The sequence below is a fragment of the Streptomyces sp. DG2A-72 genome, assembly GCF_030499575.1.
Classification (GTDB): Bacteria; Actinomycetota; Actinomycetes; order Streptomycetales; family Streptomycetaceae; genus Streptomyces.
The window spans coordinates 6,817,471-6,829,617 of sequence record NZ_JASTLC010000001.1 but is presented as its reverse complement, the minus strand read 5'-3'; the positions used below and the strand labels follow the sequence as shown (position 1 = coordinate 6,829,617).

General features: G+C 69.5%; 9 protein-coding genes and 1 riboswitch. Of the genes, 3 read left to right on the top strand and 6 right to left on the bottom strand.

The window, feature by feature from the left end; genetic code table 11:
* Positions 1–7 precede the first annotated feature (7 nt).
* A riboswitch (cobalamin riboswitch) is annotated at positions 8–181 on the top strand.
* Positions 182–279: 98 nt separating this feature from the next.
* The 3 genes from QQY66_RS32505 to QQY66_RS32490 all read left to right on the top strand — a co-directional run bounded on the left by QQY66_RS32505 (position 280) and on the right by QQY66_RS32490 (position 4,825).
* Entirely contained in the window at positions 280–2,628 is a 2,349-nt protein-coding gene (locus QQY66_RS32505) for a ribonucleoside-diphosphate reductase subunit alpha (protein WP_301983868.1), read from the top strand.
* Positions 2,628–3,641 carry a ribonucleotide-diphosphate reductase subunit beta gene (locus QQY66_RS32500; protein WP_301983867.1) on the top strand — a complete coding sequence of 338 codons (1,014 nt, stop codon included), beginning with the start codon at positions 2,628–2,630 and terminating at the stop codon, positions 3,639–3,641. The genes QQY66_RS32505 and QQY66_RS32500 overlap by 1 nt, the downstream gene beginning before the upstream one ends.
* Before the next feature lie 218 nt (positions 3,642–3,859).
* Positions 3,860–4,825 (top strand): GlxA family transcriptional regulator, encoded by a 966-nt coding sequence (locus tag QQY66_RS32490; protein WP_301983865.1) that lies wholly within the window; start codon positions 3,860–3,862, stop codon positions 4,823–4,825.
* A 4-nt stretch (positions 4,826–4,829) separates the two neighbouring features.
* On the opposite strand, the gene QQY66_RS32485 is transcribed toward QQY66_RS32490, so the two are convergent.
* From QQY66_RS32485 to QQY66_RS32460, 6 genes are all read right to left on the bottom strand, one after another.
* Complete coding sequence (locus QQY66_RS32485; protein ID WP_301983864.1) at positions 4,830–6,206, bottom strand: cytochrome P450; 1,377 nt, start codon at positions 6,204–6,206, stop codon at positions 4,830–4,832.
* Positions 6,203–7,288, bottom strand: coding sequence for an epi-isozizaene synthase (gene cyc1, locus QQY66_RS32480; RefSeq protein ID WP_301987569.1), 1,086 nt, complete (start codon positions 7,286–7,288; stop codon positions 6,203–6,205). The genes QQY66_RS32485 and cyc1 overlap by 4 nt, the downstream gene beginning before the upstream one ends.
* 299 nt (positions 7,289–7,587) lie before the next feature.
* The gene (gene def / locus QQY66_RS32475) at positions 7,588–8,238 is read right to left on the bottom strand and encodes a peptide deformylase (RefSeq protein ID WP_301983863.1); all 651 of its coding nucleotides are present in this window, start codon (positions 8,236–8,238) and stop codon (positions 7,588–7,590) included.
* Between the two features lie 152 nt (positions 8,239–8,390).
* Positions 8,391–9,371: a hypothetical protein gene (locus QQY66_RS32470; RefSeq protein WP_301983862.1), complete on the bottom strand. Its 981-nt coding sequence runs from the start codon at positions 9,369–9,371 to the stop codon at positions 8,391–8,393.
* Between the two features lie 113 nt (positions 9,372–9,484).
* Positions 9,485–10,732 carry an HD-GYP domain-containing protein gene (locus QQY66_RS32465; RefSeq protein ID WP_301983861.1) on the bottom strand — a complete coding sequence of 416 codons (1,248 nt, stop codon included), beginning with the start codon at positions 10,730–10,732 and terminating at the stop codon, positions 9,485–9,487.
* Positions 10,729–12,060, bottom strand: a complete 1,332-nt coding sequence (locus QQY66_RS32460; protein ID WP_301983860.1) for an HD-GYP domain-containing protein — start codon at positions 12,058–12,060, stop codon at positions 10,729–10,731. Before QQY66_RS32460 ends, QQY66_RS32465 begins: the two co-directional genes overlap by 4 nt.
* Positions 12,061–12,147: the final 87 nt, after the last annotated feature.

The following is a 12,147-nucleotide window of genomic DNA, read 5'->3' as shown; positions in this document are numbered from 1 at the left end:
AACCCGGCACAAGATGTATGCTCATGCTCGCTGTCGCCGCAGGGGAATCCGGTGCGAATCCGGAACTGTCCCGCAACGGTGTACTTGTGCGTGTCTGTTCCCAGAAGCGGCGTGCACAGGATTCAGTCCGAGGACCTGTCGACAGCGCGCCCGGCCACCCGGCCGGTGCGCCCGATGTCCGGGCCTCGTGGAATGGGCCGGTGGGCGCGACGCCGTGTGCGCTCGTGTGCTGCCCCCTGCCCTCCGCAAGGCCCCGTGCCGAGCGAGGGAGAGCCCCACGTGACCATCGCGCCAGCCGAACCGGCCTCAGCGATCCAGGAGACCGACGGTCCAGGAACCGCACTGCTGCGGACCCTGACCGAGCTGACCGCCGACCTCCCCGACGCCGACCCCGGCCGGGTCGCCGCCGCCGCGCTGCGCGGCAAGTCGGCCCGGGCGGACGAGTCGGAGTTGCGCGAGCTGGCCACCGAGGCCGCGGCCGGCCTCATCTCGGAGGACCCCGCGTACTCCCGGTTGGCCGCCCGTCTCCTGACGATCAGCATCGCCGCCGAAGCAGCCTCGCAGGGCGTCACGTCGTTCTCCGAGTCGGTCGCCGTCGGCCACCGCGAGGGCCTCATCGCCGACCGCACCGCCGAGTTCGTACGGCTGCACACGGACCGCCTGGACCACCTGATCGACCGTGCGGCCAACGACCGCTTCGGCTACTTCGGCCTGCGCACCCTGCACAGCCGCTACCTCCTCCGGCATCCCCTCACCCGCAAGGTGATCGAGACGCCCCAGCACTTCATGCTGCGCGTCGCCGCCGGTCTCGCCGAGGACGACACCGCGAGGTCCGTCGACGAAGTCGCCGCTCTCTACGGGCTGATGAGCCGCCTCGACTACCTCCCCTCCTCCCCCACCCTCTTCAACTCCGGCACCCGGCACCCCCAGATGTCGTCCTGCTACCTCCTCGACTCCCCCAAGGACGAGCTGGACTCCATCTACGACCGCTACCACCAGGTGGCCCGCCTCTCGAAGCACGCGGGCGGCATCGGCATCGCCTACTCCCGCATCCGCTCCCGCGGTTCACTGATCCGCGGCACGAACGGGCACTCCAACGGCATCGTCCCGTTCCTGAAGACCCTGGACGCCTCGGTCGCCGCCGTGAACCAGGGCGGCCGGCGCAAGGGCGCGGCGGCGGTGTACCTGGAGACCTGGCACTCCGACATCGAGGAGTTCCTGGAGCTGCGCGACAACACCGGTGAGGACGCCCGCCGTACGCACAATCTGAACCTCGCGCACTGGGTCCCGGACGAGTTCATGCGCCGGGTGAACGCGGACGGGGTGTGGTCCCTCTTCTCCCCCGCCGATGTGCCCGAACTGGTCGACCTGTGGGGCGAGGAGTTCGACGCCGCCTATCGGAAGGCGGAGGCCGCGGGGCTCGCGCGCAAGACCATCCCCGCCCGTGACCTGTACGGCCGCATGATGCGTACCCTCGCGCAGACCGGCAACGGCTGGATGACCTTCAAGGACGCCGCCAACCGCACCGCCAACCAGACCGCCGAGCCGGGCCATGTCGTCCACTCCTCCAACCTCTGCACGGAGATCCTGGAGGTCACGGACGACGGCGAGACGGCGGTGTGCAACCTGGGGTCGGTCAACCTCGGCGCGTTCGTGAACGACGGGGACATCGACTGGGAGCGGCTGGACGAGGCGGTCCGCACCGCCGTCACCTTCCTGGACCGCGTCGTCGACATCAACTTCTACCCGACCGAGCAGGCGGGCCGCTCCAACGCCAAGTGGCGCCCCGTCGGACTCGGCGCGATGGGCCTGCAGGACGTCTTCTTCAAGCTGCGCCTGCCCTTCGACTCACCCGAGGCCAAGGCCCTCTCCACCCGCATCGCCGAGCGCATCATGCTGGCTTCGTACGAGGCCTCCGCCGACCTCGCCGAGCGCAACGGGCCCCTCCCCGCCTGGCAGAAGACCCGTACCGCCAAGGGTGTCCTGCACCCCGACCACTACGACGTCGAGCTCACCTGGCCCGAGCGCTGGGCGGCCCTGCGGGAACGCATCGCCGAGGTCGGGATGCGCAACTCCCTCCTGCTGGCGATCGCGCCCACCGCGACCATCGCGTCCATCGCCGGTGTGTACGAGTGCATCGAGCCGCAGGTGTCCAACCTCTTCAAGCGCGAGACCCTGTCCGGCGAGTTCCTCCAGGTCAACTCGTACCTGGTGAACGAACTCAAGGCGCTCGGCGTCTGGGACGCCCGCACGCGGGAGGCCCTGCGTGAGTCGGGCGGCTCGGTGCAGGACTTCGCCTGGATCCCGGCGGACGTACGGGCGCTGTACCGCACGGCGTGGGAGATCCCGCAGCGCGGCCTGATCGACATGGCGGCTGACCGCACCCCGTTCCTGGACCAGTCCCAGTCCCTGAACCTCTTCCTGGAGACGCCGACCATCGGCAAGCTCTCCTCGATGTACGCGTACGCCTGGAAGTCGGGGCTGAAGACGACGTACTACCTGCGCTCCCGCCCGGCGACCCGCATCGCCCGCGCGGCACAAGCGACGGTCCCCGTACAGCAGGTGCCCTCTGAAGACGCCGTCGCCTGCTCCCTGGAAAACCCCGAGTCCTGCGAGGCCTGCCAGTAATGACGACCCGTAACCAGAATCTCCTCGACCCGGGCTTCGAGCTGACCCTGCGCCCCATGCGCTATCCCGACTTCTACGAGCGCTACCGGGACGCCATCAAGAACACCTGGACCGTGGAGGAGGTCGACCTCCACTCGGACGTCACCGACCTCGCCAAGCTCACGCCCGCCGAACAGCACCTCATCGGCCGCCTGGTCGCCTTCTTCGCGACGGGTGACTCGATCGTCGCCAACAACCTGGTGCTGACGCTCTACAAGCACATCAACTCCCCCGAGGCACGGCTGTACTTGAGCCGCCAGCTCTTCGAGGAGGCCGTCCACGTCCAGTTCTACCTGACGCTGCTGGACACCTACCTCCCCGATCCGGAAGACAGGGCCGCCGCGTTCGACGCCGTGGAGAACATCCCGTCCATCCGCGAGAAGGCCGGGTTCTGCTTCAAGTGGATCAACGAGGTCGAGAAGCTGGACCGCCTGGAGACACAGGCCGACCGGCGCCGCTTCCTGCTCAACCTCATCTGCTTCGCCGCGTGCATCGAGGGCCTGTTCTTCTACGGTGCCTTCGCGTACGTCTACTGGTTCCGCAGCCGGGGTCTGCTGCACGGCCTGGCGACCGGCACCAACTGGGTGTTCCGCGACGAGACGATGCACATGTCCTTCGCGTTCGACGTGGTCGACACGGTCCGCAAGGAGGAGCCGGAGCTCTTCGACGACCAGCTTGAGCAGCAGGTCACCGACATGCTGAGGGAGGCCGTCGAGGCCGAGCTGCAGTTCGCGCGCGACCTGTGTGGTGACGGCCTCCCGGGGATGAACACGGAATCGATGCGGCAGTACCTGGAGTGCGTCGCCGACCAGCGGCTCGGCCGCCTCGGTTTCGCTCCGGTGTACGGCTCCGAGAACCCCTTCTCCTTCATGGAGTTGCAGGGGGTTCAGGAACTCACCAACTTCTTCGAGCGGCGTCCTTCGGCGTACCAGGTGGCGGTGGAGGGCACCGTCGACCTGGACGAGGACTTCTGAGTCTTGCGTTCCGCCTCCCTCAGCTGTCGGTCGATCCGGCGCTCGTGGATCGCCCCCACGAGCGCCGGACCCCCGAGGAGGGAGAAGAGAATCACGACGGCCATGTATTCGAGGAATGTGTTCATGCGGTAAGTCTCGTACTGGCATGACACTCCTGACAGTGGCAGAACTGTCGTACACCCTCGAATTACTGCCAGCGTCAATGGCACACTGGCAGCATGCTGAAGAACGTGGCCGTCGCCCTGCTCGACGGCGTTCATCCGTTCGAACTCGGTGTGGTCTGCGAGGTCTTCGGCCTCGACCGCAGCGACGAGGGGCTGCCGGTGTACGACTTCGCGGTCGTCTCGGCGGAGGGCCCCGCGCTGCGCACCCATGTCCCCGGGTTCACGGTCTCCACGCCGTACGGCCTTGAGCGGCTCGACGAGGCGGATCTGATCGCCGTACCGGCGGGAAGCGACTACGTCGGCCGGGACTATCCGGACGAGCTGCTCGACGCCCTGGTCAGGGCCACGGACCGGGGTGCCCGGGTGCTCAGCGTCTGCTCCGGCGTCTTCGTCCTCGGTGCCGCCGGGCTGCTCGACGGGCGGCGGTGCGCGGTGCACTGGCGGCACGCGGACGAGCTGGCCCGGCGCTTCCCCCGCGCGATCATCGAGCCCGATGTGCTGTACGTGGACGAGGACCCGGTGATCACCTCGGCGGGCACGGCCGCCGGCATCGACGCCTGTCTGCACATCGTGCGCAAGAACGAGGGGCCGGAGGTCGCCAACGCCATCGCCCGGCGCATGGTCGTGCCGCCGCACCGAGACGGCGGGCAGGCCCAGTTCATCGAGCGGCCGCTGCCCCGGTCGCAGTGCGACACGGTCGGTGAGGTGCTGGTCTGGATGGAGGAGCACCTCGACGAGGAGGTCACCGTCGAGCAGCTCGCCGCGCGGGCGCACATGTCGCCGCGCACCTTCGCCCGCCGCTTCCAGCAGGAGACCGGCACGACTCCCTACCGCTGGATCCTGCGCCAGCGCGTGCTGCTGGCCCAGCGGTTGCTGGAGGCGACGGACGAGACGGTGGACGCGATCGCGGCCCGAACCGGGTTCGGTACCGCGGCCGCGCTGCGCCATCAGTTCGTACGGTCGATCGGGACGACCCCGCAGGCCTACCGGCGGACATTCCGGGGCCCCGAAGCGGCCTGACGCATCACCTTGGTACGGGCCTCAGCAGCAGCTTGTGCGGGTGGAGCGTGATGCCCACCCGTGTCGCGTCGTTCGAACCGGGCACCTGCTCGAAGCGGTACCTGGTGCACAGCGCCGCCGTGATCAGCGTCAGCATCGCCATGGAGAAGTGGTCGCTCGGGCACTTGCGGTTGCCGACGCCGAACGGACTCATGGCGTATCTCGGCACGTCCTTGGCACGTTCTGGAAGCCAGCGGTCGGGGTCGAAGTCGAGGTTGTGCGCGTACGACTTCGGGTCGCGCTGGATGGCGTGGGGGCTGTAGACGATGTCGGCCCCGGCCGGAATGCGATAGCCACCGAGTGATGTATCGGTCACCGCCCGTCGCGTCAGAATCCAGATCGCGGGGCGCAAGCGCATCGCCTCCACGACGACATTGTTGGTGTGCCTGAGCCCGCGGACGTCCTCGAATGCCACGGGCCGGCCACCGGTGACGGATTCGACCTCCGCGCACACCTTGTCGGCGTGTTCCTGATGTTCCGCGAGCACATGGAGCAGCCACATGATCGTGGAGGCCACGGTTTCGGCGCCCGCGGTGAGTATCGCGACGACCTGATCGTGGATCTCCTGTTCCCCGATGGGATCGCCATTCTCGTCCTTCGCGTCCAGCAATGCCGTCAGCAAATCGTCCGGCTTTTGACCAGATGCCCGGCGTTCGACGACGATCTCGTCGACCAGGAGATGGAAATCAGCCAGGGCGCGGTTGAATGTGCGGTTGGCCGGGAGAGGCAGGTTGTAAAGCGGCCCGAGCGGGATCACCATCCGCCGGTACATACCGCGGAAGAGGGTGTCGAGCGCGGCACAGAGCCGCTCGGCCCGCTCGTCCATGTACGCGCCGCGCAGCAGACAGCGGGCGGCGATGCGCACGGCGATCCGGAACGACTCGGAGGTGCAGTCGATGGTCTCGCCGGGCTTCCAGCGCTCGGTCAGCGCGTGTGCCTCCTCCTCCATGATCGGCCCGTACCCGGGGATCGCGTCGAGCCGGAAGGCGGGCTGGATGGTGCGCCGCTGACGCCGGTGCCGCGGGCCGTTCGCCGTGGCCACGCCCTCCTTGCCGAGCAGGCCCTCCAGGGACTCCCACAGGGGCCCGGCGATCTCGAAATCGGTACTCAGGGCCAGCGCTCCGGTGAGGTCCGGCGTGGTGACGGCGTACACCGTCTTCGGGCCGAGCTTGAGCCGTACGACATCGCCGTGCTCCCGGAGTGCGGCCATGAAGGACAGCGGATCACGGACCATCTTCCAGCCGTGGCCGAGAAGCGGGACTCCGCCACCCGCGAGGGGCGGCTCACGCAGCTCCGAAGCCGCACGGGGCTGTGTATCGGGCTTGACGGACTCGACGGTCATTTCTCACCTGCCGCTTCGTTGTTGACGTACGGGGGCGTGGACCGGTCGTCCCAGGAGTCGACCCTGTAGCGGCCGGACTCGTGGTGGAACCAATAGACCGTGCTGAACCAGTTCCGCATATTGCAGACGCAGGCCCGCACGGCGGCGCTCAATTCCTTTCCCCGCACCGTTCCGTCGTCGAGCCCGTCGGCGAAACGCAGGGCCTTCTCTTCGACGACCAGGAACTCGGAGACGCATCCCTCGACGCGTCGCCGCATTTCCCCGATCGCCGCTTCCAGTGTCATCCCCTCATGCTTGATGAGACTGATTCCGAGATTGTGGACCTCATCGCCCGCGATTTCCTTGGGCAACGAACAGAGGTCGTTGTACCAGGCGGCGAATTCCTGGCTCAGCAGGGCCGCCCGGCGATATGCCGGGTGTTTCCGCACGCTGTCCGGCAGTTCCTGTCCCGCGCTCGGTTCCAGCAGATCCGTCCAGATCCAGTGCGCGAAAGTGAGGCGGCGCAGAGCGAGATATTCCTCGACCGTCGGGACGACTCCCTCGGTACGGTTGTGGAATTCCCGGTCGTACGCATCGATCACCGCGTGGAAGTGCCGGGCGAACCGCGCGTTCCAGGTTTCGGGCAGGAACGAGTACAACCGCACCATGCTGTCCGCGAACCCCGCGACCAGGGCATCCTCGTGGTGCAGATGGCCCTCGGGGGAGTCGAGGGCCGTATGCAACCGGAACCTCAGCCGCCGCCAGGCCGCCGGCCGGCCGTGCACGATGTCGCGGTCGTGCCGGTCGTCCCAGACGAAGAACCACGCGCTGTAGTCCGCAATCGCCTGGAGGACGTCGTCGGGGGCGCCAATGTAGTAGCCCGCCATGAGGTCCGTGTAGCACAGGCCGTCGGCATATTCCTCCACCTTGTCCGCCGGCATGAGCCTTTTTTCCAGTAGCCAGGTGCGGGTCTTCTCCTGGAGCCTGGGCCAATACGGATGGAGTTGCCTGGGAAACGCTGTCTCGATCACCGGTAGAGAGAGCGATGGTGGGACCGCGACCGCCGTCGGTGTCGATGTGGTGCTGTGCGAGAAAGCATGCACGAACAAACCCCTCTCAGCCGCCAGTTGCACACACCCCTCCCGCCGTGCCGGGCGTGCGCCGTTGCGTATCCCCGCACTTCCATTCAGCACCGCAACTGACCGATCTGGGAACGCATTTGCTCCCTTCACTACCCCACGATGTCGAGAACGTCCCCTTGTGTGACTGAATATGGGTCACCGGCTGCACGCATACGATCGAACGTGCGACGGACATGCGAACGGCGCCTGGTCAGGAAGGGGATCCTGACCAGGCGCCGTACGGAAGGGAGTTGTGGGGCTTCAGTTGCCCCTGGTCGGCTTCAGCCGTTCGGAACCACGGCGTAGCGGGGCTCGTTCTCGGCCATCTGCCGCAGCGCGTCCTTGCGTTCGCGCTTGGAGAGCCGGTCGATGTAGAGGTAGCCGTACAGATGGTCCGTCTCGTGCTGCAAACACCGGGCGAAGTAGCCGGTGCCGCGCACCTTGATCGGGTTGCCCTGCTCGTCCTGACCGGTCACCTCGGCGTAGTCGGGCCGGGCGAGCGGTGCGTAGGCCGTCGGCACCGACAGACAGCCCTCGTTGCTGTCGTCCAGCCGGCGCTGCTCGGCGGGCAGGTCGACCAGCTTCGGGTTGCAGACCACGCCCACGTGCCGGACGCCCTGGTCGTCCTGGCAGTCGTAGACGAAGGCCTTCAGGTCGACGCCGATCTGGTTGGCGGCCAGGCCCACGCCCTCGGCGGTGCGCTGCGAGGCGAACATGTCCGCGACCAGCTGCTGGAGCTCCTCGCCGAAGTCGGTGACGTCCTTGCACTCCTTGTGCAGCACCGGGTTCCCGACGACGGTGATCGGCCGCGAGGTGCCGTGCTCACGCCAGGCGTGCTCGCGCTCCTCCGCGTCCTCGGTGTCGACGACGAACCCCTCGTCGTCCACGGGGAGCACGCCCGCGTGCTGCTGCTCGGTGTCCTGCTGGGCCATGACCGACGTATGCCTTCCTGCACAAGAAAAGAGGGTGTGATGCTGATACAGGGTACGGGGAGCGCCCCGTCAGGGGCGCGGGACTGTATCAATATGCGGCTCCGCCGCGTGGGCGCGACCAGCCACAACGGACCCGCAGTCGTCCCCGGTCCTCAGCAGACCTCTTCGAGATCCCGCCAATCCCGTGAATCCGGACTGTCAGCAACCCACCCGTCCAGCAACCCCCGAACCAGCGAAGCCGGCGCAGCCACCCCGCACTCCCGCTCCGGCACCCACAGCTGCCCGTCGGTCCGATGCCCGAGCGGCCCGGGATGCCCCGGCTCACTGTGATCGTGCGGATCGAGATGCTCCCCGTCGCCCTCGTCGGACGGCATCCGGGACTCGGAGCACATCCGACAGAGCAACCGCACCGAAGACGACCAGTCCTCCGCAGCGAACCCCGCATCGGCAGCCAACTGCTCCAACGCATCCCGGTCGGCTTCGCTGGCCGCCTCCAGGAGGACCACCCAGGTCGGCACCGGGGACGGCGCCCACAGCTCGATCTCGTCGAACACGGGATACGCGTGCCCCGCGGCGATGGTCCGCTCGCCGTGCGGAACCCCGTCGTGCAGCACGACCTCGCCCCAGCGCCGCCCCGACGACGGCAGCGGAATGGACAGCACCTCGATACGCGCGGGATCGAGCCGCCGCCCCCACACGACCTCGGCCTCGCCCTCCGGTGACAGCCGTACGGCCGCACTGCCCAGGTCCATCCCGACAGGCTCCCCGGATGCGCTGGGACCGCCCGGCACCCGCAGCCCGTACGCCTGCCAGGCACGGCGGGCCAGCGGCCAGTCCTGGAGTGCGGTGGCGGCGATCCCGACGTTCCACCAGTCAGGTGCGCCGGTCTCCCGGTCGAGCAGCGCCACGGCCCTGAGGCCCGCGGCCCGCGCCTGCTCCCAGTCGTGCCGGAATTTGTGCAGCAGGGCCAGGTTGAACCAGGACTCGGAAAGCCAGGGCTCCAGATCGGCGGCCCGTGTCAGCAGCGCGCCCGCGTCCTCGTACCGACCGTCCCCGATCAGTGTGAACGCACGGTCGGTGGCCTGCCGCCAGGAGGCGGAGGGCCGGTGCCGTCCCTTGCCGAAGATCCTCACGATTCCCGCCTGCCAGTTCCGTGGAGTGGGCTGGCTGTGCCTTTCGCGCCCCCGGACACCCTCTCCTGCGCATCAAACCACGTACGGCTGGAGGGGCGCTCATTACCCATGGGTTACCCAGCCCCGGGCAGGGTCAGACAGTCCTTGGCCAGCACACGGGCCAGCGACTCCACCACCTCGGGTGCGTAGTCCCCGGCGGTCGCGAGCCGCAGCTCCTCCAGGGCCCGCAGCGGCCCGCCGGGACCGGCGTCCCGCGCCTTCTCCTCGTAGGCGTTCACCGCCCGTACGATCCGTGCGGCCACGGGCTGCTCCCGGCAGGGGTCGGCCTGCCGTTCCACGACCGTGGCGACCAGGGGGCTCACCCCGGTCTGCCGTACGACGGCCCCGCCGAGCAGCGCGATCCGCCGCTGCTCGGACGCGGGGAGCGCGGCGGTGGCTCCCGCCGGGACGGGGTCGACGAGGCTGAGCTGGCCGATGTCGTGCATGAGTGCCGCGTACTCCAGGACGGTGAGGTCGGGCCCGGACAGACCCATGTCGCGCCCGACCGCCCGACTGAGCGCGGCCACCCGCCGGGCATGCCCCGCGGGGGTGTATCCGGCGATCTCGGTGGCGCGGGCGAGGGAGGCGATGGTCTGCCGGTAGGTGGTCCGGACGGCGGCGTACCGCCGGAAGGAGAGCTGGGTGAGCAGCAGCGGCAGCGAGAAGACGGGCAGCGCCCACAGTCCGACGACGGCCACAGCGAGCGCCATGACCGCCCCGGTGGCGCACACCGCGGACCCGATCCCGAGCATGCCCCGCAGCTCGTCCCGCAGCAGCGGTCCGAAGGGCCACCCGGTGCGGGAGTGCGCGAGGGCCGCGGCGAGGACGGCGTCGCACAGCGCGGTGAGCGTGAGCAGCGCGACGAGCAGAAGGGCGTACGCGGGTCCTGCGCCCTTGCCGAACGCGCCCTGGTTGTACAGCGGTTGGAAGCAGAAGGCGGCGAAGGCGACGGTCAGGACGCGCCGGGCCAGATGATCGGCCGTCGGCCCCTGTCCCCGCGCGATGTGCGGCACGCTCCCGACGAGTGAGGCGGCGAGCACGACGGTGACGACCTGCGGGACGCCATGTTCCGTGGCCCGTCCCGCGTCCTCCCCGAGCAGCGCGTACGCGAGCGCCCCCGCCGCTCCGAGCGGCGCGGACTCCCTGACCTCGGCCCCGCTCCACCGGGCGAGTTCACCGAGGGCGACGAGGACGGCGAAGGCGAGGGCGACGCAGCGGTCGTCGAGGCCGGTCCAGAGGGTGTGGGCGAGACAGGCGGCGGCGATACAGAGCGCGCAGGCGTGGATGAGGATCACCAACGGCCGCCGGCGTGCGACGCTCATCGCCGCGCTCCCTGGCGGCTCTCGGCGGGTGGGGTGACGCGCGGTTCCTCCCCCGCGGTGACCGCCGGGTGCCAGCCGTGTCGGCCGAGTGCCCGGACCAGGGCCTCGACCATCCGGGGGTCGAACTGCGCTCCCGCACACCGCCGCAGCTCCTCCAGCGCGACCGCGACGGGCCTGGCCCGCCGATAGGACCGTGTGGACGTCATCGCGTCGAAGGCGTCGGCGACCGCCACCACCCGCGCGCACTCCGGGATCTGGGTGCCCACCAGCCCGTACGGATACCCGCTCCCGTCCAGCCGCTCGTGATGGTGCAGCACCGCCGCCCGCGCCTCGCCCAGGAAGGCGATCCCGCGCACCATCTCGTGCCCGTACTCCGGATGCAGCTCGATGACCCGCCGCTCCTCGGGGGTCAGCGGCCCGTCCTTGCGCAGCAGCCGCGTCGGCACGCCCAACTTCCCCACGTCGTGCAGGATTCCGGCGAACCGCAGGACTTCGACGCGTTCGTCGTCCATGCCCAGCTCGCGCGCGATCATCGTCGACGCCTGCCCGACCCGCTCGCTGTGCCCGCGCGTGTACGCGTCCTTGATGTCGACGGCCTGCACCAGCGCCCGGATGGTCGCCTGATGCGCCGCCCGCTCCCGGTGGTACTGCGCGAACACCCAGGCCGACACGCACATCGGCAGCAGTACGAGCAGCGCGGCGAACGGCCCGTACGGGCTGCGCCACAGGACGGCCATCATCAGCCCGGCGAGCCCGTGGACACCGATCGGCGCAAGGGATCGTAGAAACAGACCGCGCCAGGCCCGCCGTACCGGCACTCTCCCCCACTGCCCGAAAGGCGTGGGAGGCGCCCCCACGGCGAGGGCCAGGATCCCCCCGTCCAGCACGCTGAGCACCAGGCAGAAGGCGAGCACCGCGGCCAGGGCGGGCAGCAGCGCGTACGGGAAGTCGGATGCCACGACCGCGTCCCGGCCGCCCAGCGCCCAGTGGACGCGGGCCGCCGCCCAGACGGCGACGACGAGTTCGGCCGCCCGCCAGATCCGCCGCAGCGCCCGGCGCCGACCCGCTACGGGGGACAGCAGCGCTCCGGGCACCGCGACCAGCGCGGCGGCGGGCGGCGGCAGCAGAAAGGCCCCGGCCAGCAGGACGGGATAGAAGGTGCCGTAGAACCGCCACCGGGTGATCTGCTCGCACGCGGCGTAGAGCGCGGCGAGCAGCGCGACCGCCCACCAGGGCGTGTGCACGGACGGCAGCGGGAGGAGGCAGAGCAGCGCACCGAGGGCGACGCAGGCGACGTACGCGCGTGCCCGTGCTGGTATCGCCTCCATGACGTCCCTCCCCGACCGTGCCCGTACGGGCTCAGGAGCCTAGGGCGGCGGGTGGGACGGCCGCGGGTCGATGACCCGCGGTTAGCA